General features: G+C 73.0%; 23 protein-coding genes. 9 read left to right on the top strand and 14 right to left on the bottom strand.

The annotated features are described in order from the left end of the window. Positions 1-181: 181 nt before the first annotated feature. The 3 genes from abc-f to ACIQVT_RS33395 all read left to right on the top strand — a co-directional run bounded on the left by abc-f (position 182) and on the right by ACIQVT_RS33395 (position 3,258). The gene (abc-f, locus tag ACIQVT_RS33385) at positions 182-1,780 is read left to right on the top strand and encodes a ribosomal protection-like ABC-F family protein (protein ID WP_403763014.1); all 1,599 of its coding nucleotides are present in this window, start codon (positions 182-184) and stop codon (positions 1,778-1,780) included. Between the two features lie 335 nt (positions 1,781-2,115). Continuing rightward, a complete protein-coding gene (locus ACIQVT_RS33390) occupies positions 2,116-2,337 on the top strand; it encodes a helix-turn-helix domain-containing protein (RefSeq protein ID WP_004002281.1) in 222 nt (73 codons plus the stop codon). Between the two features lie 117 nt (positions 2,338-2,454). Then, positions 2,455-3,258 (top strand): enoyl-CoA hydratase/isomerase family protein, encoded by an 804-nt coding sequence (locus ACIQVT_RS33395; protein ID WP_403763017.1) that lies wholly within the window; start codon positions 2,455-2,457, stop codon positions 3,256-3,258. Between the two features lie 165 nt (positions 3,259-3,423). Here the strand turns inward: ACIQVT_RS33395 and ACIQVT_RS33400 are convergent, their stop codons facing one another. The 5 genes from ACIQVT_RS33400 to ACIQVT_RS33420 form a co-directional block, all read right to left on the bottom strand. Further along, entirely contained in the window at positions 3,424-4,179 is a 756-nt protein-coding gene (locus ACIQVT_RS33400) for an SDR family oxidoreductase (RefSeq protein ID WP_403763020.1), read from the bottom strand. Positions 4,180-4,184: 5 nt separating this feature from the next. Next, the gene (locus ACIQVT_RS33405) at positions 4,185-5,975 is read right to left on the bottom strand and encodes a glycoside hydrolase family 15 protein (protein WP_403763023.1); all 1,791 of its coding nucleotides are present in this window, start codon (positions 5,973-5,975) and stop codon (positions 4,185-4,187) included. Between the two features lie 71 nt (positions 5,976-6,046). Next, complete coding sequence (locus ACIQVT_RS33410) at positions 6,047-6,844, bottom strand: SURF1 family protein (RefSeq protein WP_403763026.1); 798 nt, start codon at positions 6,842-6,844, stop codon at positions 6,047-6,049. 49 nt (positions 6,845-6,893) lie between these two features. Continuing rightward, on the bottom strand, positions 6,894-7,127 hold the full coding sequence (locus ACIQVT_RS33415) for a hypothetical protein (protein WP_121789468.1): 234 nt from the start codon (positions 7,125-7,127) through the stop codon (positions 6,894-6,896). Between the two features lie 127 nt (positions 7,128-7,254). Beyond that, the gene (locus tag ACIQVT_RS33420) at positions 7,255-8,238 is read right to left on the bottom strand and encodes a DEDDh family exonuclease (RefSeq protein ID WP_403763030.1); all 984 of its coding nucleotides are present in this window, start codon (positions 8,236-8,238) and stop codon (positions 7,255-7,257) included. Between the two features lie 485 nt (positions 8,239-8,723). Here ACIQVT_RS33420 and ACIQVT_RS33425 point away from each other — a divergent pair, with 485 nt between their 5' ends. After that, the gene (locus tag ACIQVT_RS33425; protein WP_403763033.1) at positions 8,724-9,434 is read left to right on the top strand and encodes a VIT family protein; all 711 of its coding nucleotides are present in this window, start codon (positions 8,724-8,726) and stop codon (positions 9,432-9,434) included. Positions 9,435-9,592: 158 nt separating this feature from the next. Here the strand turns inward: ACIQVT_RS33425 and ACIQVT_RS33430 are convergent, their stop codons facing one another. Further along, positions 9,593-10,969: a CoA transferase gene (locus tag ACIQVT_RS33430; RefSeq protein ID WP_403763035.1), complete on the bottom strand. Its 1,377-nt coding sequence runs from the start codon at positions 10,967-10,969 to the stop codon at positions 9,593-9,595. Positions 10,970-11,027: 58 nt separating this feature from the next. Beyond that, positions 11,028-12,572, bottom strand: coding sequence for a S8 family serine peptidase (locus ACIQVT_RS33435; RefSeq protein ID WP_403763038.1), 1,545 nt, complete (start codon positions 12,570-12,572; stop codon positions 11,028-11,030). Between the two features lie 590 nt (positions 12,573-13,162). Between ACIQVT_RS33435 and ACIQVT_RS33440 the strand changes: the two genes are divergently transcribed. The 3 genes from ACIQVT_RS33440 to moaA all read left to right on the top strand — a co-directional run bounded on the left by ACIQVT_RS33440 (position 13,163) and on the right by moaA (position 16,328). Beyond that, positions 13,163-13,519: a DUF485 domain-containing protein gene (locus ACIQVT_RS33440; RefSeq protein ID WP_403763041.1), complete on the top strand. Its 357-nt coding sequence runs from the start codon at positions 13,163-13,165 to the stop codon at positions 13,517-13,519. Continuing rightward, on the top strand, positions 13,516-15,171 hold the full coding sequence (locus ACIQVT_RS33445) for a cation acetate symporter (RefSeq protein ID WP_403763044.1): 1,656 nt from the start codon (positions 13,516-13,518) through the stop codon (positions 15,169-15,171). The genes ACIQVT_RS33440 and ACIQVT_RS33445 overlap by 4 nt, the downstream gene beginning before the upstream one ends. A gap of 167 nt (positions 15,172-15,338) precedes the next feature. Then, positions 15,339-16,328, top strand: coding sequence for a GTP 3',8-cyclase MoaA (moaA, locus tag ACIQVT_RS33450; RefSeq protein ID WP_403763047.1), 990 nt, complete (start codon positions 15,339-15,341; stop codon positions 16,326-16,328). An 85-nt stretch (positions 16,329-16,413) separates the two neighbouring features. On the opposite strand, the gene ACIQVT_RS33455 is transcribed toward moaA, so the two are convergent. Continuing rightward, entirely contained in the window at positions 16,414-17,052 is a 639-nt protein-coding gene (locus tag ACIQVT_RS33455; RefSeq protein WP_403763050.1) for an NADPH-dependent F420 reductase, read from the bottom strand. Between the two features lie 92 nt (positions 17,053-17,144). Then, positions 17,145-17,957: an inositol monophosphatase family protein gene (locus tag ACIQVT_RS33460; protein ID WP_403763053.1), complete on the bottom strand. Its 813-nt coding sequence runs from the start codon at positions 17,955-17,957 to the stop codon at positions 17,145-17,147. A gap of 118 nt (positions 17,958-18,075) precedes the next feature. Between ACIQVT_RS33460 and ACIQVT_RS33465 the strand changes: the two genes are divergently transcribed. Then, positions 18,076-19,008 (top strand): LysR family transcriptional regulator, encoded by a 933-nt coding sequence (locus ACIQVT_RS33465; protein ID WP_403763056.1) that lies wholly within the window; start codon positions 18,076-18,078, stop codon positions 19,006-19,008. Between the two features lie 31 nt (positions 19,009-19,039). Here ACIQVT_RS33465 and ACIQVT_RS33470 read toward each other — a convergent pair whose 3' ends face one another. Both ACIQVT_RS33470 and ACIQVT_RS33475 read right to left on the bottom strand, forming a co-directional pair. Continuing rightward, positions 19,040-19,276: a hypothetical protein gene (locus ACIQVT_RS33470; RefSeq protein WP_403763059.1), complete on the bottom strand. Its 237-nt coding sequence runs from the start codon at positions 19,274-19,276 to the stop codon at positions 19,040-19,042. Between the two features lie 216 nt (positions 19,277-19,492). Beyond that, a complete protein-coding gene (locus tag ACIQVT_RS33475; RefSeq protein WP_403763062.1) occupies positions 19,493-19,861 on the bottom strand; it encodes a DUF3099 domain-containing protein in 369 nt (122 codons plus the stop codon). A 265-nt stretch (positions 19,862-20,126) separates the two neighbouring features. Here ACIQVT_RS33475 and ACIQVT_RS33480 point away from each other — a divergent pair, with 265 nt between their 5' ends. Then, positions 20,127-20,408: a GlsB/YeaQ/YmgE family stress response membrane protein gene (locus ACIQVT_RS33480; RefSeq protein WP_403763065.1), complete on the top strand. Its 282-nt coding sequence runs from the start codon at positions 20,127-20,129 to the stop codon at positions 20,406-20,408. Positions 20,409-20,423: 15 nt separating this feature from the next. Here the strand turns inward: ACIQVT_RS33480 and tyrS are convergent, their stop codons facing one another. The 3 genes from tyrS to ACIQVT_RS33495 are packed head-to-tail and all read right to left on the bottom strand — an operon-like array spanning position 20,424 to position 24,666. Continuing rightward, complete coding sequence (gene tyrS, locus ACIQVT_RS33485; RefSeq protein WP_403763068.1) at positions 20,424-21,692, bottom strand: tyrosine--tRNA ligase; 1,269 nt, start codon at positions 21,690-21,692, stop codon at positions 20,424-20,426. Positions 21,693-21,748: 56 nt separating this feature from the next. After that, positions 21,749-23,146 carry a metallopeptidase TldD-related protein gene (locus ACIQVT_RS33490; RefSeq protein WP_403763071.1) on the bottom strand — a complete coding sequence of 466 codons (1,398 nt, stop codon included), beginning with the start codon at positions 23,144-23,146 and terminating at the stop codon, positions 21,749-21,751. Next, on the bottom strand, positions 23,143-24,666 hold the full coding sequence (locus tag ACIQVT_RS33495) for a TldD/PmbA family protein (protein ID WP_403763074.1): 1,524 nt from the start codon (positions 24,664-24,666) through the stop codon (positions 23,143-23,145). The genes ACIQVT_RS33490 and ACIQVT_RS33495 overlap by 4 nt, the downstream gene beginning before the upstream one ends. Between the last annotated feature and the right edge of the window lie 143 nt (positions 24,667-24,809).

Below are 24,809 nucleotides of genomic sequence, written 5' to 3' on the forward strand. Positions count from 1 at the left end.
CGCCCGCACCGGTGCCGAGGGCCGCTTCCCGTCCACGCCGTCGCTCGGCCGGTCCGCCGTGGCAGAAAACCGCTTGCCCGGCCCCGTTAGACTTGGCCCATGGCCATTCTCCTCGCGCATTAGACGGCGGGAACGTCCGCAGCCGCCCACCCGCCAATCCCGTACGCCCTGGAGTCTGTCCGTGATCTCCGCCTCCGGTATCGAGCTGCGCGCCGGTGCGCGCGTCCTCCTCGAGAACGCCAGCTTCCGCGTCGCCAAGGGCGACCGCATCGGTCTCGTCGGCCGCAACGGCGCCGGCAAGACGACCCTCACCAAGTGCCTGGCCGGCGAGGGCATCCCCGCCGGTGGCACGATCACCCGCTCCGGCGAGGTCGGCTACCTGCCGCAGGACCCCCGCACCGGCGACCTCGACGTCCTCGCCCGCGACCGCATCCTGTCCGCGCGCGGCCTCGACGTACTGATCCGCAAGATGCGCGAGAACGAGCAGCGCATCGCCAACGGCCAAGGCGGCACCCGCGAGAAGGCCCTGCGGCAGTACGAGCGCCAGGAGACCGAGTTCCTCACCAAGGGCGGGTACTCCGCCGAGGCCGAGGCCGCCACCATCGCCGCCGCGCTGAACCTGCCCGACCGGGTGCTCGGCCAGCCGCTGCACACCCTCTCGGGCGGTCAGCGCCGCCGCATCGAGCTGGCCCGGATCCTGTTCTCGGACGCGGACACCCTGCTGCTCGACGAGCCGACCAACCACCTCGACGCCGACTCGATCGTCTGGCTGCGCGACTACCTGAAGACCTACCGCGGCGGCTTCATCGTGATCTCCCACGACGTCGAGCTGGTCGAGACGGTCGTCAACAAGGTGTTCTACCTGGACGCCAACCGCTCCCAGATCGACGTCTACAACATGGGCTGGAAGCTCTACCAGCAGCAGCGCGAGGCCGACGAGAAGCGTCGCAAGCGCGAGCGCGCCAACGCCGAGAAGAAGGCCGCCGCCCTGCACTCGCAGGCCGACAAGATGCGTGCCAAGGCCACCAAGACGGTCGCCGCGCAGAACATGGCCCGCCGCGCGGACAAGCTGCTGTCCGGCCTGGAGGCGGTGCGCCAGTCCGACAAGGTCGCCAAGCTGCGCTTCCCCGACCCCTCGCCCTGCGGCAAGACCCCGCTGATGGCGGAGGGCCTGTCGAAGTCCTACGGTTCGCTTGAGATCTTCACCGACGTCGACCTGGCCATCGACAAGGGCTCGCGGGTCGTCATCCTCGGCCTGAACGGCGCGGGCAAGACGACGCTGCTGCGCCTGCTCGGCGGGGTCGAGAAGCCCGACACCGGCCAGGTCGTCCCCGGTCACGGCCTCAAGCTCGGCTACTACGCGCAGGAGCACGAGACCCTCGACCCCGAGCGCACGGTCCTGGAGAACATGCGCTCCGCCGCCCCCGACCTGGACCTGGTCGAGGTCCGCAAGGTGCTCGGCTCGTTCCTGTTCTCCGGCGACGACGTCGACAAGCCCGCCGGTGTCCTCTCCGGCGGCGAGAAGACCCGGCTGGCCCTCGCCACGCTCGTCGTGTCCTCGGCGAACGTGCTGCTGCTGGACGAGCCGACCAACAACCTCGACCCGGCCAGCCGCGAGGAGATCCTCGGCGCCCTGCGCACCTACAAGGGCGCGGTCGTCCTCGTCACCCACGACGAGGGAGCCGTCGAGGCGCTCCAGCCGGAGCGGATCATCCTGCTCCCCGACGGCGTCGAGGACCTGTGGGGTTCCGACTACGCGGATCTCGTCGCCCTGGCGTGACCGGAGGGCTGATCCACTGGGTATGGATCATTCGGCCTATCCGTGATCCACCATCTGTGTGAGATCTCCTCGTATCGAGGTGTGTCGTACACGGATTTTCCGGCCGATCCCCCAGTAGGCGGGGGATCGGCCGTTTCGCGTCTCTGACCTGGTACTTCGCGAATCCACTCGTTCGGGCCCACGGACGCCACCGCATGGAATGTCCGATTCCGATTGTGGGGACCGACTCCTGTCGTCACAACGATGTCGCACGGACCTTGCCGAATGGGTGGCCATCCCGCCCGGAAGGGGTGATCATGAGGAGACCAGAGCGCACTTCCCATGAGGAGGCACGGGTGGCCGAGACTCTGAAGAAGGGCAGCCGGGTGACCGGCGCCGCGCGCGACAAGCTCGCGGCAGACCTGAAGAAGAAGTACGACTCCGGTGCGAGCATCCGGGCGCTGGCCGAGGAGACCGGCCGCTCGTATGGCTTCGTGCACCGGATGCTCAGTGAGTCGGGCGTCACGCTGCGTGGACGCGGCGGAGCGACCCGGGGCAAGAAGGCCGCATCGTCCTGACGCCGGGCGGCCCATCGGCTTCGATGGTGGCCACCCGGTCGGCGGACTGACCGGCCGGGTGGTTACTGTGCAGTCACTTAGCTCTGCTCTGCTGACCGCACCCATCGGAGGCGCCACATGGCTTCGCCCGACCAGGACCTCGCTGCCGTACTCGACAAGGACGGCGTACGGCTCACCGTCGACGACGCGCTCGCCACGGTGACGCTGACCAACCCCGCCAAGCGCAACGCGCAGAGCCCCGCTCTGTGGCGGGCGCTCGCCGAGGCCGGCCGGCTGCTGCCGGGCTCCGTCCGTGTCGTCGTGCTGCGCGGCGAGGGCAGGTCCTTCTCCGCCGGGCTGGACCGGCAGATGTTCACCCCGGAGGGGATTCCTGGCGAGCCGTCCTTCATGGACCTCGCGCGCCGTGACGACGCCGGGCTCGACGCGACCATCGCCGAGTACCAGGAGGCGTTCACCTGGTGGCGGCGGAACGACATCGTCTCCATCGCCGCCGTCCAGGGACATGCCATCGGCGCCGGCTTCCAGCTCGCCCTCGGCTGCGACCTGCGGGTCGTCGCCGACGACGTGCAGTTCGCCATGCGCGAGACCAGCCTCGGACTCGTGCCCGACCTGACCGGCACCCACCCGCTGGTGAGCCTCGTCGGATACGGCCGCGCGCTCGAGATCTGCGTGACCGGACGGTTCGTCGGGGCCGAGGAGGCCGTGACGAGCGGCCTGGCCAACCTCGCCGTACCGGCGGCGGAACTGGACGCGGCTGCCCGGGACTTGGCCGCGGCGGTGCTGGCCGCCCCGCGGGACGCCGTGGTGGAGACCAAGGCGCTGGTGCGGGGCGCGCAGGGCCGTGACTACGAGAGCCAGCGTGCCGCCGAACGCGCCGCGCAGACCCGCCGGCTGCGGGACCTCGCCGGGCTCGGCGAATAGCCCCACGCGCGTGCGGCGGTCGTACGGCCACCGTGCCCACCGCACCCGCCGACGGGCACCGCACGACGGCCTCCGCACGACGGACGCTGCACAACCGCCCGCCCACCGCGCCGCACCCCGGCCCGGCGGGCGGCCCGCCGCTCCCGGGCCGGCGTCCCCGGTCCGCTAGAACCCGTGCATCATGCCGCCGTCGACGGGCACCATGAGCCCGGTCAGGTAGGACGCGGCCGGGGACAGCAGGAACGCGGCCACCCTGCCGAACTCGGCCGGGGACCCGTACCGGCGCAGCGGGATGCGCGACTCGTTCGCCGCCCGGGTGGCCTCGGGGTCCGCGGACAGCGCGTCCAGCTCCCGCACCCGGTCCGTGTCGATCCGGGACGGCAGCACGCCCACCACCCGGATGCCGCGCGGCCCCAGCTCGTCCGCGAGCGACTTGGCGAACCCGGCGAGCCCGGGCCGCAGCCCGTTGGAGATGGTCAGCCCCGGGATGGGCTCGTACACCGACCCCGACAGCACGAACCCGATGGCACCGCCCTCCGTCAGCTCGGCCGCCGCCGCCCGGGCGACCCGTACCGCGCCGAGGAACACCGACTCGAACGCGTCGCGCCACTGCTCGTCGGAGTTGTCGGCGACGAACCCCGGCGCCGGGCCGCCCACGCTCACCAGCACCCCGTGGAAGCCGCCGAAGTGCTCACGGGCGGCGGCGATCAGCCGCTCGGCGGCGTCCGGGTCGGCGTTGTCCACGGCGACGCCCACCGCGTTCGGGCCCAGCGCGGCGGCGGCGTCGGCGACCCGCTGTCCGTCCCGGCCGGTGATGACCACCTTCGCCCCGTCGGCGACGAGCTCCCGCGCGGTGGCGTTCCCCAGCCCGCGCGTCGCTCCGGTGACGACGTACACCCGGTCCTTCAGTCCAAGATCCATGGCCCCTATCCTGCCCCGTCGCCCCCGAAAAGGGTGAGGGCGGTGTTGACCAGACCGACGTGACTGAACGCCTGCGGGTAGTTGCCCAGCTGGCGGCCGCCCACCGGGTCGTACTCCTCGGCCAGCAGCCCCACGTCGTTGCACAGGCCCACCAGCCGCTCGAACAGCTCCCGCGCCTCCTCGGTCCGCCCGGTCAGGTGCAGCGCGTCGGCCAGCCAGAACGAGCAGGCCAGGAACGCGCCCTCCGCACCGGGCAGCCCGTCGATCCCCGCACCCCCGCCCCCGGTGTCGTAGCGGCGCAGGAAGCCGCCGTGCCCGAGTCCGTCGCGGATCGCGTCGACCGTGCCGACCACCCGCGGATCGTCCGGCGGCAGGAACCCGACGCGGGGGAGGAGCAGCAGCGCCGCGTCCAGGCCCCGGGAGCCGTAGTACTGGGTGAACGTGTTCCGCTCCCGGTCGAAGCCCTTCTCGCACACCTCCCGGTGCACCTCGTCGCGCAGCCGCCGCCAGCCCTCCAGGTCGCCGCGCAGCTCCGGGTGGCGCTCCAGGGTGCGCACGGCCCGGTCGAACGCCACCCACACCATCACCTTGGAGTGCACGAACCGGCGCCGGCCGCCGCGCACCTCCCACAGGCCCTCGTCCGGCTGCCGCCACACCCCCTCCAGGTAGGTCATCAGGGCGCGCTGCATCGCCCACATGTGTGGCTTCGTGGGCAGGCCGGAGCCGCGGGCCAGCGACAGCGAGTCCATCACCTCGCCGTACACGTCGAGCTGGAGCTGGTCGGCGGCCCCGTTGCCGGTGCGCACCGGCGAGGAGCCGGCGAAACCGGGCAGCCACGGCAGTTCCGTCTCCGGCACCCGTCGCTCGCCCGCGACGCCGTACATGATCTGGAGGTCGGCCGGTTCGCCGGCGACCGCGCGCAGCAGCCAGTCCCGCCAGGCCTCGGCCTCCTCCTGGTAGCCGGCGGCGAGCAGCGCGCCGAGGGTGAGGGTGGAGTCGCGCAGCCAGCAGTAGCGGTAGTCCCAGTTGCGCACGCCGCCCGGCTGCTCGGGCAGCGACGTGGTCGCGGCGGCCACGATCCCGCCGGTCGGGGCGTAGGTGAGGGCCTTGAGGGTGATCAGGGACCGGACGACCGCGTCCCGGTGGGGGCCGTCGTAACGGCAGCGGCGCGCCCACCGCCGCCAGTCGGTGACGCAGTGCTCCAGCGCCTCGTACGGGTCGATGAGCGGCGGGCGCCTCTCGTGGGAGGGGTGCCAGGTCAGCACGAACGCGAGCCGTTCGCCCTCCGCGACGGTGAACCGGGCGTGGGTGGCGCGGTCCTCGCCCCAGGTGTCGACGGCCGGCTCGGCGCGCAGCCAGACGGAGTCGGGGCCCGCGACGGCCACCCGGTGACCGTCCGCCCGCCGCATCCACGGCACGATCGAGCCGTAGTCGAAGCGGAGACGGAGCGTGCTGCGGACGGTGACCCGGCCGCGGAGGCCCTCCACGATCCGTACGACGTCGGGTGCGCGCCCGCGGTGCGGCATCAGGTCGGTGACCCGCACCGCGCCGTCGGAGGTCTCCCAGTCCGTGTCGAGGACGAGGGTGTCGGGCCGGTAGGCGCGCCGGGTGCAGACGTCCGCCCCCTCGGGTGCGATCCGCCAGTGGCCGTGCTCCTCGTCGCCCAGCAGCCGGGCGAAGCAGGCACCGGAGTCGAAGCGCGGCAGGCACAGCCAGTCGACCGAACCGTCCCGCCCGATCAGGGCCGCACTCTGCTCGTCGCCGATGAGGGCGTAGTCCTCGATGCGCGCGTTCACGGGATGCGGGTTTCCCGCTGGGCCGGGGAACCAACCAGGCGGTGCGCCGCCGGGGTGAGCGGGAGCGGGCCTCAGACGGTGGCCGGTTCGCTCTCCTGGGGGGTCCGCTCGGCCGCGGCCTCCTCCCGGTCCCGGATCTCGCGCCGCACCAGGAACCACCAGCCGACCGGCACGGCCGCCGCGAACAGCCACCACTGGATCATGTACGCGTAGTTCAGCGGGGCGTCCTCGCTGCCCGGGTCGGAGATCTGCTCGGGGGAGCCGCCCCGGGCCGCGGGCGCGGTCTGCTCGACGTAGCCGCCCAGCACCCGGGCGCCCAGCCGGTGCGCCTCCTCCGCGCTGTTGATCAGCATGATCTGCCGGTCGGGGAGGCCCTCGACGTTCTTGATGCCGCTCGCCGCGGTCGTCTCGTCCGCCTTCAGCCGCCCGGTGATCGTGGTCCGGCCGGCCGGTGGCGCGGGAACCTTCGGGAAGGCCGTCTGCACGCCGTTCGCGGGGATCCAGCCGCGGTTGACGAGCAGCACGTCGCCGTCGGTGAGGACCAGCGGGGTCAGGACGTGGAAACCGACCTCGCCGTCGGAGCTGGTGCGACGCCGGACCACGACCTGCCGGGCGGTGTCGAAGGTGCCCGTCGCGGTGACCGTGCGGTACTTCTCCGTGCGGGTCACGGCGTGCCCGGGGGACGTCAGCCGTTCCACCGGGACCGGCCGGGCGTGCAGCGCGGCGGAGACCAGGTCGTTGCGGGCGGTGCGCTCCTGGTACCGGTGCTGCTGCCAGAAGCCCAGCTTGATCATCGTCGGGATCAGCGCGATCGCGACGAGGGTGAGGATCACCCACTGGCGGGACAACAGGAAGCGGTAGCGGTGCACCCCACGACGGTACCTCCGGGCGGCGGGGTGCAATCAGGCGGGTACCGGGTCACACCCGGTCGACGATGCCCGCGTTCCCCTCGGCCCGGGCGCAGTGCGCGCCGCAGAACCAGTGCCCCTCGACCTCCACGCCCTGGCCGATGATCTGCACCCGGCAGTGCTCGCAGATCGGGGCCATGCGGTGGATCGCACAGGAGAAGCAGTCGAAGACGTGCACCGCGCCCTGCGCGTGCACCTCGAAGGTCATTCCGTAGTCGTTGCCACAGACTTCGCATGTCGCCATGGGCCACAGGGTGGTCCGTCGCCGATCCGCGGGCGAGCGGGCAGCGGGTGAGTCGTGTACCAATCACCCGTTCGTACGGTGACCCGCCGGGACGGGGGCTGACCGGCGGACCCGCCGCCCGTCCCGGTCACCCGTCGGCGGGCTCCACGTCCCCGAGCAGCTGCCCGAACGCGGCCTCGTCCACGACCGGTGTGCCGTACTGCCGCGCCTTGACCGTCTTGGAGGTGCCCGAGTCGGGATCGTTGGTCACCAGCAGGCTCGTCAGCCGGGAGATGCTGGTGGCGACGTGCAGGCCGGCCTCGACGGCCCGGTCCTCCAGCAGATCCCGCTCGGTGGACGTATCACCCGAAAAGGCGACCCGCATGCCCTGTTTGAGGCGTTTGCCCTCTTCGTAACGACCCGGGTTGGGGTGCGGGCACGCGGGGCGCCTGCGGGCGGTGCGCCAACTGCCGGACGGGTGACCGCCGTAGCCGCCCGACGCCTGCCGGGGCACGGACCGCTCGGACCACTCGGTCAGCGGCCGGCACTCCAGCAGTGGCAGCCGCACGCCGCCCGCCGCCGCGGCCCGCAGGCTGGGCCGGAACGCCTCCGCCAGCACGCGCGCGTCGTCCAGCGCGTGGTGCGCCCGCTGCTGCACCACCCCGAAGTGCGCCGCCAGCGACTCCAGCTTGTGGTTGGGCAGCGGCAGGCCCAGTTCCTTGGAGAGCGCGATGGTGCACAGCCGCTGCCGCACCGGCGCCTCGCGCCGCGCGCGCGCGTACTCGCGGGCGATCATCTGCCAGTCGAAGACGGCGTTGTGCGCCACGAGGACCCGGCCGTCCAGGCGGGCGGCGAACTCCTCGGCGATGTCACCGAACAGCGGCGCCCCCGTGAGCACGTCACTCGTCAGGCCGTGTATCCACACCGGCCCCGGGTCGCGCTCCGGGTTGACCAGCGTGTACCAGTGGTCCTCGACCTCACCCCGCCCGTCCAGCCGGTACACGGCCGCGGAGATGATGCGGTCGTCGCGGGCCAGACCGGTGGTCTCCACGTCAACGACCGCGTATCCCCGCGGATACGCGGCCGGCCACGGGGTGGGGGAGGACACTGCGGTCGCACGGTCTTCGAGCATGGTTCCTGAGGATACGGGCCCCGACTGACAGCACCCTCCGCCAGGTGCCGCCCGCGCCACCCGGTCGCGCCCCGCATCCCCGTGGGCGTCGCAACATCGCGTGCGCTCGGTCGGGTTGGGTCCGCGCCCAGGGGCGCTCCGCTTCACCGTCGCGAGGCCCGCCGCGGGAACACCCCGAGCCTTCGGCGACGGTGACGGTCCCCCAGCGCGGGCGCGGAGCCGGGCGCGACGATATGCCCCCTATGGGTCTTCGATGCCCTTTCCGGCAGGAGCGGGCGTACGACGACGAAGGCCGGCCCCTTCTCCCCGCGGCGGGTTGGGCGGGCGGAGCACGGGCGCCCGGTGAACTCACGTGACGGGAAGCGCGGTACACGGGCCCGGCCGACGCAGCGCCCGTCCCGCCACCGCGGGGCGGGCCTCGCCGCACGGCACCGGCAGGGCGTCGGTGCGGTCGCCGCGCCCCTCGGGATGGCATCCTCCGTGCTGTGACGGAACCCATCCACGACGAGCCCCACGGCGGCGCCCTCGGCTCCCGGCTGAACTGGCTCCGGGCCGCGGTGCTGGGCGCGAACGACGGCATCGTCTCCACCGCGGGACTGGTCGTCGGCGTGGCCGGGGCGACCGGGAGCCGGGCCGCCCTGCTGACCGCCGGACTGGCCGGCCTGCTCGCCGGCTCCATGTCCATGGCGGCCGGCGAGTACGTCTCCGTCTCCACCCAGCGCGACTCCGAGATGGCCGCGCTGGCCGTGGAGCGCCGCGAACTGCGCGAGCAGCCGGAGGCCGAACTGGAGGAGCTGACCGAGCTGCTGGAGGTACGCGGCCTGTCCCGGGAGGTGGCCCGCGAGGCCGCCGAACAGCTCACCGCGCGGGACGCGTTGAGGGCCCACGCCCGCGTGGAGCTGGGCATCGACCCCGACGAGCTGACCAACCCCTGGCACGCGGCCTGGGCGAGCTTCCTGGCCTTCACCGTGGGTGCCCTGCTGCCGCTGCTGGCCATCGTGCTGCCACCGGCCGGGCTGCGGCTCGCGGTCACCGTGGTCTGCGTCCTGGCCGCGCTCGTCCTCACCGGCTGGAGCAGCGCCCGGCTCGGCGAGGCGGATCCGCGGCGCGCGGTCCTGCGCAACGTGGCGGGCGGCGTGCTGGCGATGGGGGTCACCTACGCGGCGGGAAGCCTGCTGGGCGCGGCAGGCGTGTGACGCCCCCGCCCGGCAGCGGACGTCCATCTCCGGTTCGAGGTCGGTGTGGTGGGCAGGCGAACGCCGCGCCGGACCGCCGGGCGGCGCCGCTGTACCGCGCTCCCCGACGGGGGCGCACGTCCGGCGGTCGGCACGGTGGTGCCGAGGGTGCTCGGGTGTCACTGCCAGTGGGCCGGGTCCGCGCCCCAGCGGCCCGGCGGCCGGGCCCAGTCGGTGGGGCCGCCGGTGAAGGAGACGGCCGGGCGGGTGTGCCGCAGCCGGCCCAGGGGGCCGTCGGTCGAGGCGAGCCGGTCCTCCGGACCCGGGTACGGCGCCCCCTCCGCCGGGTCCGGGCCGATGTCCGTGGTCAGCCAGTGGGCCGTCCGGGCCAGCGCGACCCGGACCAGCCGGCTCCCGCCCTCGTACGACTGCTCGGTCAGCGCCCGCAGGACCGCCGCCGCCAGCAGGTAACCGGTGCCGTGGTCCAGGGCCTGCGCGGGCAGGGCGCCCGGTTCCCCGGCCGAGCCCTCGGTCACCGCGATGCCGGTGGCGGCCTGCACCAGGCTGTCGAAGCCGCGCCGCCCGCCCCACGGCCCGTACGCGCCCCACGCCGAGACCTGTGCCACGACGAGGCCGGGACGCCGCGCGGCCAGCTCGCGCGGGCTCAGTCCGAACCGGTCGAGGGCGCCGGGCCGGTACCCGGTCACCACCACGTCCGCCGCGCCGAGCAGTTCCTCGAAGGTGTCCCGGCCGGCCGCCAGGTCGAGCGTGGCGGACCGCTTCCCGAAACCCGTGTCGGCGTGCTGGTCGGGCAGTTCGGGCAACCACGGGGCGTCCAGGCGCAGCACGTCCGCGCCCAGCAGGGCGAGGGTGCGGGTGGCGACCGGGCCCGCCAGGACCCGCGTCAGGTCCAGTACGCGCAGTCCGGCGGCGGGCAGCAGGGGCCCGGTGTGCGGGTCGAGCGGGGGGAGCACGCGCGTGCGGGCCGCGTCCAGCCGCTCGCGCTCGACCAGCGGCCGTCGGGCCACCTCGGCCGCCTGCTCGTGGGCGCGCCACGCCGCGGGCGTGCGCAGGGCCACCGCGAGGCCGCCCGCGGCGCAGACCGTGTCCTCCACCTCCGGGGCGGACAGCGCGGCGAGCCGGCCGGCGACCCTCTCCACGGTGGCCTCCCGCGGCAGGTCGAGGGCGTCCAGCAACCGAACCCGGTGGTGCGGGTAGTTGGCGTGGGTGCGCACCCAGCCGTCAGCCGTCCGCCAGAACCGGGACAGCGGCGCGAAGAGGGCGGGCGCCCGTCCGTCGACCCGCAGGAGCCGCTCGCTGTGGAAGGCGGCGGCGACCGCGCCGTCGTCGACGCGGACGCCCGGCACCTCGCCGGATCCGGTCCGCCGGGCCGCCAGCTCCGCGGCGGCCAGCGCGCACGCGCCGACGCACGCCCGGGCCAGCCGCCGCACGGGGAGGCGGGCCGGGAGGGCGCCGTCCCGTACGACGGTGGTGACCCGGGGGAGCAGGGCACGATCGCCGCCCACCGCCGACCATGCCGACTTGATCTCAGTCATGACTGCACTATGCAGTATTGATTGGATCAATATATGCAGGAGGGAGGATCGCTTGGGTCTACTTCGTCACCGCGGCCAGCGCGTCCGCCGTGCCCCAGCCGTAGAAGCCGTTGTGGTTCCTGGTCCCCTCGCACACGGCGTCCACCTTGCCGTCACCGTCGATGTCGTACGGGTCGGTGCACGGCGTGGCGTCGGCCTCCGCGTACAGCAGCGCCTTGACGAGGGCGGCGGACGCGTGCGGATGGGTTGACTTGATCAATGCGGCGACCCCGGCGACGTGCGGCGTCGCCATCGACGTGCCCGCCATGTAGCCCCACTTGCCGCCGGGCAGCGGACCCAGGATGAGGCCGCTGGTCGCCGGCGGCTGCGGCGCCTGGTAGGCCGTCGAGTCACCGCCGGGCGCGGCGATGTCGATCACACCGAGACCGTAGTTCGAGAAGGACGACTTCAGGCCCTTGGCGCCGGTCGCCGCGACCGTCACGACACCCGGCAGCTGGGTCGGTATGTCGTAGCAGGTGTGCGGGTCGATCACCCGCTGCGAGGGCGTGCCGTCGTTGGGGGAGACGGGGTCGGTGATCGAGTGGGACGCGAGGTCGTAGCTCTCGTTGCCCGCCGCCGCGACATTGACCGTGCCCTTGCGCTCCGCGTACCGCGAGGCCCGGGTGACGGCGTCCACGAGCGCCCTCTGATCGGGGTCGGTGGTGCAGTTGAAGTACCACGGGTCGGTGTAATAGCTGTTGTTGGTCACGTCGACGTGGTGCTCGGCCGCCCACACGAAGCCGCAGACCACGGCCTCCGTGTAGAAGAACCCGTCCGGGTTGCCCACCTTGATGCCGGCGACCCGGACGCCCGGTGCCACACCCGTGACGCCCACCCCGTTCTTCGCCGCCGCTATCTCGCCGGCCACATGCGTGCCGTGCGGGCTCTCCGACGCGCTCGGCCGCCAGGCACCGTCCGTCGTGTCCGGCTTGCCCGACACGCAGTTGGCGGACGCCTCGCGGTCGAAGTTGGGCGCGATGTCCGGGTGGGTGTCGTCCACGCCGGTGTCGATGACGGCGACCGTGACCTTGCGGCTGCCCAGCGTCTTCTCGTGCGCCTTGTCCGCCTTGATGGCCGGCAGGTCCCACTGGAGCGGCTCCAGCGGATCCTGACCGTCGACCGCGCGGGCGCTCGCCTCGGCGGTCTCCCGCGCGCCGAGCACCTTCGGCGCGCCGGTGTCGGTGGTGGACTGGGCGGGCAGCGGCGCGGTGCGCGTGGCACCCGCCGAGTCGACCCCGCGCACCTTGCGGACGGCCTCGGCGAAGGTGGGGTTCGCGGAGTGGGCGACGATCACGCCGATCCGGTCGTAGGCGATCACCACCGAACCCCCGGCCTCGGTGATCGCCTCGCGGACACGGCGCTCGACACCGTGCCCGGGGCCGACGTTGACGACGTAGCTGAGCACGGGGCCGTCGGCGGACACCGGGGTGCGGGCGGCGACGGACACCGGGGTGCCGCCGGCGGCGGACGCGGTGGTGCCGGGCAGGAACGCGAGCGCCGTGGCGAGGGCCATCCCGGCCGGGAGGGCGAGGGTACGGCGGCGTCGGGGTGTGAACGCGGTCATGGGCGGGTTCTCTCCAGTTCGTTCGCGGTACGGGTGGGTCGCGCGGGACGCCGCGGCGCAGTGCCGCTCCCGCCCTGGGTGCCCTGGAGGAAGCCGTACCGGCCGCCGGGCCGGGGCCGTGGCCGGCGTCCGGGACACAGATGAGCCATGGGGTCTCCACATCATCCGGGTACAGAACCGCCCGGGGCACGAGTGGTGCCCGGGCAGGTACATGACGAGTGGTGCAGGGCGAAGCTATCTGCCGTGCCCGTTTCCCGGAAGAGCACGACCTCCCAGCAGGACCTTTCGAGCACAACTTCCCGAACACGGCTTTTGGAGCAACGACTTCCCGGACGAGCGCGACGCGGGCCACCAAGGGGCCGCGACGCGGGTCGCGAGGGGCCGCGCACCCGCGCACTCCCACGCGCGTGCGCCCGCGCGACGGAACCGGCGTGAACCGTGGCGGGCGCCGCGCCGTGACCGTGATCAGGGGGGCCGGCGCGATCACGCCCCCCGGGAGACACGGAGGCGGGGCGCCGGCCGGCACCCGCCCGCGTGGCTCCCGTCCAGCCAGTCAGACAACGCGCAGGTCCGTCACCCGAGGAGACTCCGTGGCCACCGAGACACCGCCCCCCGCGACACCGGGGGCCCCACTTCCCTCCACCGAGGAGTTCACCGAGGTGCAGCAGAGCGCCGAGTTCGGTGAACTGCGCCGCGCACACCGCTCCTTCGCCTTCCCGCTCACCGTCGGCTTCATCGCCTGGTACCTGCTGTACGTCCTGCTGTCCAACTACGCGGGCGGCTTCATGGGCACCAAGGTGGCCGGCAACGTCAACGTGGCCCTCGTCCTGGGCCTCGCCCAGTTCCTCACCACGTTCCTCATCGCCTGGTGGTACGCGCGGCACGCCGCCACCGAACTCGACCCACGGGCCGAGGCCATCAAGTCCCGGATGGAGGGCGGCGCATGAACCTCGCCCAGCACACCCTGCCGGCCACCGGCCGGGCGTCGCACACGCTGCTGGCCGCCGGCGAGGCGAGCGAGCACCGGACACTGATCGTCACCCTGTTCGCGGTGTTCGTCGCCGCGACCCTCGTCATCACGGTCTGGGCCGGCCGGCAGACCAAGGACGCCGCCGACTTCTACGCCGGAGGACGGCAGTTCACCGGCTTCCAGAACGGACTGGCCGTCTCCGGCGACTACATGTCCGCCGCGTCCTTCCTGGGCATCGCCGGCGCCATCGCCCTCTTTGGCTACGACGGCTTCCTGTACTCCATCGGCTTCCTCGTCGCCTGGCTCGTCGCGCTGCTGCTGGTCGCCGAGCCGCTGCGCAACTCCGGCCGCTACACGATGGGCGACGTCCTGGCCTACCGGATGCGCCAGCGGCCCGTCCGCACGGCCGCCGGCGTCTCCACCATCGTCGTGTCGATCTTCTACCTGCTGGCCCAGATGGCGGGCGCCGGCGTCCTCGTCTCGCTGCTGCTGGGCATCACCAGCGACGGCGGCAAGATCGGCATCGTCGCCCTGGTCGGCGTCCTGATGATCGTGTACGTCACCATCGGCGGCATGAAGGGCACCACCTGGGTCCAGATGGTCAAGGCGGTGCTGCTCATCCTGGGCGCCCTGCTGCTGACCTTCCTCGTCCTGCTGAAGTTCCACTTCAACGTCTCGGACCTGCTCGGGAAGGCCGCGGCCAACAGCGGCAAGGGATCGGCGTTCCTGGAACCCGGCCTGAAGTACGGCGCCACCGGCACCACCAAGCTGGACTTCCTCTCGCTCGGCATCGCCCTGGTCCTCGGCACCGCGGGCCTGCCGCACATCCTGATCCGCTTCTACACGGTCCCCACCGCCAGGGCGGCCCGCAGATCGGTCTTCTGGGCGATCGGCCTCATCGGCGGCTTCTACCTGATGACGCTCGCCCTCGGCTTCGGAGCCGCCGCCCTGATCGGACCGGAGGAGATCACCGCCTCCAACAAGGCGGGCAACACCGCGGCACCCCTCCTGGCGCTGCACCTGGGCGGCCTCCACTCCGACTGGGGGGCCGTACTGCTCGCCACCATCTCCGCGGTCGCCTTCGCCACGATCCTCGCGGTCGTCGCGGGCCTCACCCTGGCCTCCTCCTCGTCCTTCGCGCACGACATCTACGCGAACGTCATCAGGAGGGGACAGGCCACCGAGAAGCAGGAGATCGGCGCCGCCCGCTGGGCCACCGTGGGTATCGGCGCCGTCTCCATCCTCCTGGGCGCCCTGGCCCGCGACCTGAACGTCGCCGGCCTGGTGGCGCTCGCCTTCGCGGTCGCCGCCTCCGCCAACCTGCCGACCATCCTCTACAGCCTGTTCTGGAAGCGGTTCACCACCTCGGGCGCCCTGTGGTCGATCTACGGAGGTCTGGTCACGGCGGTCGGCCTGGTGCTGTTCTCACCGGTCGTCTCCGGCAAGGAGTCCTCGATGTTCCCCGGCGTCGACTTCCACTTCTTCCCGCTGGAGAACCCCGGGATCATCTCCATCCCGGTCGGCTTCCTGCTCGGCGTGGTGGGCACCCTGCTGTCGAAGGAGACCCCGGACACCGGCAAGTACGCGGAGCTGGAGGTGCGGTCCCTGACCGGCACCGGAGCGCACTGAGAGCAGTACGGCCGGCCGCGTCGTGGGGGACTGTACGGTCCTACGACGCGGCCGTGCCGTACCTCGTGGGATCGGGCCGCCCTCGATGTCGGTGGGGTCACGTAGGCTCGCAGGTGACAGGAGACACGCTGCCGACACGGAGTGTTCCGGAGAGGGAGGGGGCCCACGTGCTCATCGACACCTACGGCCGGGTGGCCACCGACCTGAGGGTCTCGCTGACCGACCGGTGCAATCTGCGCTGCACGTACTGCATGCCGGAGGAGGGCCTCCAGTGGCTGGCCAAGCCCGACCTGCTCACCGATGACGAGATCGTCCGGCTCATCGACATCGCGGTCCGCGCGCTGGGCATCGAGGAGGTCCGCTTCACCGGCGGCGAGCCGCTGCTGCGCCCGGGCCTGACCGGCATCGTCGAGCGCGTCGCGGACCTCGCCCCGCGCCCCCGGATGTCCCTCACCACCAACGGCATCGGCCTCCGGCGCACCGCCGCGGCGCTGAAGGCGGCGGGCCTGGACCGGGTCAACGTCTCCCTGGACACCCTCCGCCCGGACGTGTTCAAGACCCTCACCCGCCGCGACCGCCTCAAGGACGTGCTGGAGGGCCTGGCCGCCGCCCGCGACGCCGGTCTGACCCCCGTCAAGGTCAACTCGGTCCTCATGCCGGGGCTGAACGACGACGAGGCCCCCGACCTGCTCGCCTGGGCGGTGGAGCACGACTACGAGCTGCGCTTCATCGAGCAGATGCCCCTGGACGCCCAGCACGGCTGGAAGCGCGAGGGCATGGTCACCGCCGGGGACATCCTCACCTCCCTGCGCACCCGCTTCGAACTCACCCCCGAGGGTGCCGAGGAGCGCGGTTCGGCACCGGCCGAGCGCTGGCTGGTGGACGGCGGCCCGCACAGGGTGGGCGTGATCGCCTCGGTCACCCGCCCGTTCTGCGCGGCCTGCGACCGCACCCGCCTCACCGCCGACGGCCAGATACGCACCTGCCTGTTCGCCACCGAGGAGACCGACCTCCGCGCGGCCCTGCGCTCGGGCGCGCCGGACGAGGAGATCGCCCGCCTGTGGCGTCAGGCGATGTGGGGGAAGAAGGCCGGCGCGGGCCTGGACGACCCGTCCTTCGTGCAGCCGGACCGCCCCATGTCCGCGATCGGCGGCTAGCCCCTCCCGCCCCGACCGCGCCCGACCCGCACCGAGGTCCCTGCCCGTCCCGGGCTCCCGCCGCGCGGCGGCCCGGGTACGCGGGTCAGCGCGCGAGGGAGACGGCGAAGGGCTCGAAGCCGTGCCGGCGCAGGACGTGGGGCACGACCAGGATCATGGCCTCGGTGGCGCGGGCCGTGGTGATGTCGCCGAGGTCCTCGATCCACGCGGGCCGCCAGCCGAGGTCGCCGAGCAGAGCGGCCACGGTCGCCTTCGCCGGCGCGTCGTCGCCCGAGAGGTAGGCGGTCGGCGGGGTGGCCAGCGCGCCCGGGGCGGTCATGACCATGAACAGCATGGTGTTGAGGGTCTTCACCACCCGGGTGTCCGGGAGGGCGGCCTGAAGCTGTTCGGCGAGGCTGTCACCGGGGTAGCACAGTTCTCCGGGCAGGCCGTCGGCGGCGTCACGGGTGGCGTTGGAGACGTCGAGGAGTATCTTCCCGGCGAGTTCGGCGCGCAGTCCGCCGAGGCGCTCCAGGGCGCTGTCACCGGGCGTCGCGTTGATCACGACGTCCGCGGTGCGCGCGGCGGCGCGCTGGTCGGAGAAGGAGACACGGGCGCCGGTGAGCGCCGGCGGTCGCTTCTCCGGGTCGCGGAGGCCGAGGACGACCTGGTGTCCGGCGGCGGCGAGCGCGCCGGCGAGGCCGGCGCCGACGCGGCCGCCGCCCAGGATGCCGATGCTGGTCATGAGGTGATGCTCCTTGCGGTGTCGGGCGGGGGAGGAGCGGGAGCGGGGTGGGGGTCGCTCCCGCGGACGGACGGCCGGCGGCCGTCGCCCGGTCAGGCGATCGGCGACAGGACGTCGAGCGTGGCGGCGTGGATGCCGGGAGCCGCGGCCAGGAAGTTCCGGCTCGCCGTGCTCCACGGCTCGCCCGCCAGGTCGGTGACGGTGCCCCCGGCCTCGGCGACCAGCAGGGCACCGGCGACGAGACCGGACCGGACGTCGGAGAACTGCCAGAAGGCGTCGGTGCGCCCGGCTGCGACGTGGATGAGCTGCATCGTGGCGGGAACGGACACCCGCACGACGAGCCCGGCCTCGAGCATGGCGGTGACCGACTCGCCGATGCGCCGGAAGGTCGTGATGTCCTCCCGCGGGCTGGCCTGACCGGTGCCGGTGAGCGCGGCGCCCAGGTCGGTCTTGGCGGACACCTTCAGCGGCCGGTCGTCCAGGTGGGCCCCACCGCCGGCGACAGCGGTGTAGGTGTCGCCGGTCAACGGCAGGTGGACGACGGTGAGCACCGGCCGGTTGTCGCGGACCAGGGTGGCGGTGACCGCCCACTCCGACATGGCGTGCACATGGTTGATGTTGCCCTCGGCGGGGTCGACGACCCACCACTCGCCGGGCGGGAGCGCACCGCCGGCCAGCTCGTCCTCGGCCCACCGCGAGCCGGGCCGGGCGGTCAGCAGTGGTTCCCGCAGCACCGCCAGCACCGCCTCGTCGTTGGCGTCGATCTCGGCCACGATCTCCTCCAGGCCGGTGCCCCGGACGTGCGGGGTGGAGCGGTCGAGCAGCGTGCGGCCGGCGGCCCGCACCGCGGCCGTCACGTCGGACAGCAGCGTCGTGTCGGCGGCGAACGGCATGGCTGTGCTCATGGCGGGCTCCCTGGGGGGTTCGGCTGACGCGGGGCGGCTGTTCCGCGCCCGCTCCTCGAAGGTAGGGGCCCGCATCATTAACAACAAGTGCATGGTGATCACTCGTAGAGTTACTGTCATGCAACTGGATCTGAACCTGCTCACGGCCCTTGACGCCTTGCTCGAAGAGGGCAGCGTCGCCGGCGCTGCGGCCCGCCTGCACGTCACCGCGCCGGCGATGAGCCGCTCACTGGGCCGCATCCGCAAGGCCACCGGCGACCAGATCCTGGTCCGCGCCGGCCGCGCGATGATCCCCACCCCACGTGCCCTTGCCATGCGCGCCCAGGTGCACGCGCTGGTGCACCAGGCCCACCAACTGCTGTCCCCGCGGCAGGAACTCGACCTCGCGACGCTGGAGCGGGTCTTCACCGTGCGCTGGCACGACGCCCTGACCACCGCCTGCGGCACGACCCTGATCAGCACCGTCCACCGCCTGGCCCCCGGCGTCCGGCTGCGCCTGCCCGCCGAGACCGGCACGGACACGCCCGACCTGCGGCGGGGGGAGGTCGACCTGGAATCCAGCTCCGCCCGGCCGGCGTTCGCCGACATCCGGCACCGTCTCGTCGGCCGCGACGAGCTCGTCATCGCCGTGCGGCCCGGCCATCCGCTCACCGAGGGGACGCCGAGCGTCGAGCGCTACGCCGCCGCCGAGCACCTCACCGTCTCGCGGCGCGGGCGCCTGCGTGACCCGGTCGACGACGCCCTCACCCCGCACGGCCACGAACGCCGCGTCGTCGCGACCGGCCCCACCCTGGCCTTCGCGCTCGAACTCGCCGCCGAGACCGACCTGGTGCTCACGCTCCCCGACGTGGTCACCCGCGCCGCCCGGGAACGGCTCGGCCTGGTCACGCTGCCGCTGCCGTTCCGGATGCCGGCCATCCCGCTCCACCTGCTCTGGCACCGGCGCCACGACGACGACCGGGCCCACGCCTGGCTGCGCGACCTCGCCACGGAGACCGTCCAGGCACTCTTCCCGTCACCGCCCGCCGTACCACGGGACACCACTGCCTGAACAACGGGTCAGGAGGGGAGGAGGCGCGGCGTCAGCCCGCCGCGGTCGGCCCGGCCTCCTCGGACGCCCGCCACTGCCCGAGCGTCACCACGTCCTTGAGGAAGCCCCGCACCCCGAGGAACTGCGACAGGTGTTCGCGGTGTTCGTCGCAGGCGAGCCACGTCTTGCGCCGCTCCGGGGTGTGGATCTTCGGGTTGTTCCACGCCAGCACCCACACGGCGTCGGTGCGGCAGCCCTTGGCGGAGCAGATCGGGGTCTCGTCACTCACGGTTCGTCTCACGGGAACGGGGCGGGAACAAGGCGACGCCGAGCAGCCACGGGGGGAGCTGCCCGGCGTCGGTCTGTCGCTCCGACGGGGGATGCGGAGCGCGTACGCAGTATGTCACGCATACCCCACCGCCCGGCACCGGAACAGCAGGATTGATCTGAGGTTTTCTTGAGCTTGGCACACGGTCGCGTTCCGCTTCAGCGGCGTCCGCCGTGCTCAGACCGGACCCGGGCGTTCACCGGGGGTTCCGGTCGGCTCCGCCCGTTCGTCCTCGCTCTGTGGCGGCGGCGTGATCATCGGCCGTACGGGCGCCATCACGAACGTCGACGGCAGCGACGGCGGCCTCTCCCGGCCCGCGTTCGCGATCACCACGGCGATGTAGGGCAGGACCGCGCCGAGCACCAGCGCGACGACGGCCACGTACCGCTCGACGTTCCACAGGGCGACCGCGAGGATCACCGAGGCGGTCCGGATCGACATCGAGATCACGTACCGCCGCTGCCGGCCCCGTACGTCCTCGGCGAGACCCGTCCGGGCCCCGGTGATCCGGAACACCTGGGCGTCGTCGCCGTGCTGTTTCCGCATCGCATTCCACCATCCGCCCGCATCGGACTTCCCCGGCTCGCGCCGCCGTCCACGCCCGGCGGGGGAACCGGAGGGCTACCGGACCGGGGCACCGTCAGCACTGCCAACGGTACGCCGCGCCCACGCGGTCCACGAGACCGGGTCTCCCGCAACCTGCGGCGATGCCGGCCGTCCCGCCGCGTCCGGCGGTACCCGGCATGCACCGCGCGGTGCGCGGCCACACACTGACCGTAATGCTCACGTCGAGCCGTACGAGGAGGCAGCCATGGGCTGGTTGTGGGCGATCATCGTGGGATTCGTGCTGGGCCTCATCGCCAAGGCGGTCATCCCGGGCAAGCAGCACAGCCCCCTGTGGCTGACCACCATCTGCGGCGTGCTCGGCGCCATCGTGGGCAACGCCGTCGCCCGCGCGCTCGGCGTGGCCGCGACCCGCGGCATCGACTGGAGCCGGCACGCCTTCCAGCTGGTGGCCGCGATCATCATCGTCGCCGCCGCGGACGCCCTCTACATGGCGACGCTGGGCAAGCACAAGCACCAGCGTGCCTGAGCCCGCCCCGCGCCCTCAGCCCCCGGTGACCTCCACCGCGGCCAGGTTCTTCTTCCCCCGCCGCAGCACCAGCCACCGCCCGTGCAGCAGCGCTTCGGGCCCCGGGACGAAGTCCTCGGCGGCGACCTTCACGTTGTTCACGTAGGCCCCGCCCTCCTTCACGGTCCGCCGGGCGGCCGACTTGCTGGCCACCAGACCGACCTCGGCGAACAGGTCGACCACCGCGGCCGGCTCGGCGACCCGGATGTGCGGCACCTCGGACAGCGCCGCGGTCAGCGTCCCCTCGTCCAGCTCCGCCAGCTCGCCCTGGCCGAACAGGGCTCTCGACGCGGCGATCACCGCGGCCGTCTGGCCGGCGCCGTGCACCAGCGTGGTCAGCTCCTCGGCGAGGGCGCGCTGCGCGGCCCGGGCCTGCGGACGCTCCTCGGTCTGCCGCTCCAGCTCCTCGATCTCCGCCCGGGACCGGAAGCTGAAGATGCGCAGGAACTTGGAGACGTCCCGGTCGTCCGCGTTGACCCAGAACTGGTAGAACGCGTACGGCGTGGTCATCTCCGGGTCGAGCCACACCGTGCCGGACTCGGTCTTGCCGAACTTGGTGCCGTCCGCCTTGGTGATCAGCGGGGTGCCCAGCGCGTGCACCCCGGCGCCCGGCTCGACCCGGTGGATCAGGTCGGTGCCGGAGGTGAGGTTGCCCCACTGGTCGCTGCCGCCGGTCTGGAGCGTGCAGCCGTACCGCCGGTACAGCTCCAGGAAGTCCATGCCCTGGAGGATCTGGTAGCTGAACTCGGTGTAGCTGATGCCGGCGTCGGAGTTGAGCCGCCGGGAGACGGCCTCCTTGGCGATCATCTTGTTGACCCGGAAGTGCTTGCCGATGTCCCGCAGGAACTCGATGGCCGACATGCCCTGGGTCCAGTCCAGGTTGTTGACCATCACCGCGGCGTTCGGCCCGTCGAAGTGGAGCAGCGGCTCGATCTGGGCGCGCAGCCGCTCCACCCAGCCGGCCACGACCTCGGGCGCGTTCAGCGTGCGCTCGGCCGTGGGCTTGGGGTCGCCGATCAGCCCGGTGGCGCCGCCGACCAGCGCCAGCGGACGGTTGCCCGCCTCCTGGATGCGGCGCATCGTCAGGATCTGCACGAGGTTGCCCAGGTGCAGGCTGGGCGCGGTCGGGTCGAAGCCGCAATAGAACGTGACGGGACCGTCCGCGAACGCCTTGCGCAGTGCGTCCTCGTCGGTGGAGAGGGCGATGAGCCCCCGCCACTTCAGTTCGTCGACGATGTCCGTCACGGTTCTCGTGTCTCCTCGCAGCTGTGGCGGCGGTCGGGTGACAGCCGCCTACGAGGTTATACGCCCTGGCTGACAGAGCTCATGTTGAAATCGGGGATGCGCAGCGGGGGCATCGCGGTCCGGGTGAACCAGTCGCTCCACTCGCGCGGCAGCGTCTTCTCGGTCCGCCCCGCCTCCGTGGCCCGGCCGAGCAGGTCCACCGGCGACTCGTTGAACCGGAAGTTGTTGACCTCCCCGGTCACCTCGCCGTTCTCCACCAGGTAGACGCCGTCCCGGGTCAGGCCGGTCAGCAGCAGCGTCGCCGGGTCGACCTCGCGGATGTACCACAGGCAGGTCAGCAGCAGAGCGGGCCCCCGGGTGTCCGCGACCATCTCCTGAAGGGAGCGGTCCCCTCCGCCGTCCAGGACCAGGTTGCCCAGGGCCGGGGCGACCGGCAGGCCGGTCAGGGCGGCGGTGTGCCGGGTGGTGGTCAGCCGCTTGAGCACGCCCTCGCCGATCCACTCGGTCGCGCCGGCCGGCAGCCCGTTGTCGAACACGGAGCGGTCGCCGCCGGAGGAGTGCGCGACCACGAACGGCGAGCACTCCAGGCCCGGCTCGTCGGGGTCGCTGCGCAGGGTCAGCGGCAGCGCGCTCAGCTTCTCGCCGACCCGGGTGCCGCCGCCGGGCCGGGAGAACACCGTCCGCCCCTCGGCCGCGTCCCGGCCCGATGCCGACCACAGCTGGTAGATCAGCAGGTCCGCCACGGCGGTCGGCGGCAGCAGGGTCTCGTACCGGCCCGCGGGCAGTTCGACCCGCCGCTCGGCCCAGCCGAGCCGTACGGCCAGCTCGGCGTCGAGCGCCCGGGGGTCGACGTCCGTGAAGTCCCGGGTGGACCGCCCGGCCCAGGCGGAGCGGGTACGGTCCGGTGACTTGGCGTTCATCTCCAGGGTGCCGCTGGGCTGGTCGTGCCGCAGCCGCAGTCCGCCGGACGTGCCGAGGTACGTCGACACCAGCTCGTGGCTGGCGAAGCCGTACAGCTCCCGGCCGCCCGCACCCGCGCGGGCGAAGGCCTCGCCGAGCGCCGGGGCGAAATCGGCGAACACGGCGGAGGAGGTCTCCGCCGGCGCGTCCGTGAAGTCCGGGGACCGCGGCACCCCGCCGATCAGCGGCTGCGCGTCCTCGGCGGGCCCGGCGCCGCGCGCGGCCGCTTCGGCCGCCCGCACCAGCGGCTCCAGCTCGCCGGGGGTGACCGCCGAGCGGGACACGACACCGGAGGCGGTGCCCTCCCGGCCGTCCACGGTCGCGATCACGGTGAGCGTACGGCCCCGGGTGACCCCGTTGGTGGTGAGCGCGTTGCCCGCCCAGCGCAGGTTGGCGGTGGAGTGCTCGTCGGCGATGACGACGCAGCCGTCGGCGCGGGACAGCGCGAGGGCCTGCTCGACGATCTCGTGCGGCTTGCTGGTGCGGGCGCTCATCGACCGGCCTCCTGCGTGGTGTTGAGGATGTTCACGGACCGGAACAGGGCGGACGGGCAGCCGTGGGACACGGCGGCCACCTGGCCCGGCTGGGCCTTGCCGCAGTTGAAGGCACCGCCGAGGACATAGGTCTGCGGGCCGCCGACGGCGGCCATGGACCCCCAGAAGTCGGTGGTCGTCGCCTGGTAGGCCACGTCCCTGAGCTGTCCCGTGATCCGCCCGTTCTCGATCCGGAAGAAGCGCTGCCCGGTGAACTGGAAGTTGTAGCGCTGCATGTCGATCGACCAGGAGCGGTCGCCGACCACGTAGATGCCCCGGTCGACGCCCCCGATCAGGTCCTCGGTGGACAGCCCGGCCGGGTCCGGCCGGAGGGACACGTTGGCCATGCGCTGCACCGGCACGTGGCCGGGCGAGTCGGCGTAGGCGCACCCGTTGGACCGCTCGAACCCGGTCAGCCGCGCGATGCGCCGGTCGAGCTGGTAACCCACCAGCGTGCCGTCCCGCACCAGGTCCCAGGACTGCGCCTCGACGCCCTCGTCGTCGTAGCCGACGGTCGCGAGGCCGTGCTCGGCGGTGCGGTCGCCGGTGACGTTCATCAGCTCGGAGCCGTACCTCAGCGTGCCGAGCCGGTCGAACGTGGCGAAGGAGGTCCCGGCGTAGGCCGCCTCGTAGCCGAGCGCGCGGTCCAGCTCGGTGGCGTGCCCGATGGACTCGTGAATGGTCAGCCACAGGTTGGACGGGTCGACCACCAGGTCGTACAGGCCGGGTTCCACGCCCGGTGCCCGCATCTTCTCGGCCAGCAGCGCCGGCATCCGCTCCAGCTCGGCGTCCCAGTCCCAGCCGGTGCCGGTCAGGTACTCCCAGCCGCGGCCCGCGGGCGGCGCGAGGGTGCGCATGGAGTCGAACTCGCCGCTCGACCCGTCGACAGACACGGCCGTCAGCTCGGGGTGCAGCCGCACCCGCTGCTGGGTGGTCACGGTCCCGGCGGTGTCGGCGTAGAACTTGTTCTCGTGCACGGTGAGCAGGGAGGCGTCGACGTGGTCGACGCCCTTCGCGGCCAGCAGCCGCCCGCTCCACTCGGCCAGCAGCGCGGCCTTCTCCTCCTCCGGCACCGAGAACGGGTCGATCTCGTACGACGAGATCCACGTCCGGTCGGCGTGCACCGGCTCGTCGGCCAGCTCGACCCGCTCCTCGGACCCCGCCGCCCGGATCACCTGCGCCGAGAGCTTGGCCATCGCGACCGCCTGCGAGGCGACCCGCGCGGCGGCGTCCATGGTCAGGTCCACGCCGGAGGCGAAACCCCACGCACCGCCGTGCACCACCCGGACCGCGTACCCGAGGTCGGTGGTGTCCGACGTCCCGGCGGGCCTGGTGTCCCGCAGCCGCCAGGACGCGCTGCGCACCCGCTCGAACCGGAAGTCCGCGTGCTCGGCGCCCAGGGCACGCGCGCGGGCCAGCGCGGCGTCGGCGAGGGGCCGTAGCGGAAGCGCCGTGAAGGCTTCGTCGATGGAATGGGGCACGGAGGTCTCCCTGCTGTCGTGGCCTGTCGTTCCGATCATGTCGTGCGCGCGGTCCGGTGGACCACACCCACGGGTCACGGACCGGCCGAATCTGTAGGGATCCGACAGTGGCGCCCCCGCGCCACTGTCGGTGCCCGAATGCC

The sequence above is a fragment of the Streptomyces sp. NPDC100445 genome (assembly GCF_044759735.1).
Lineage (GTDB): Bacteria > Actinomycetota > Actinomycetes > Streptomycetales > Streptomycetaceae > Streptomyces.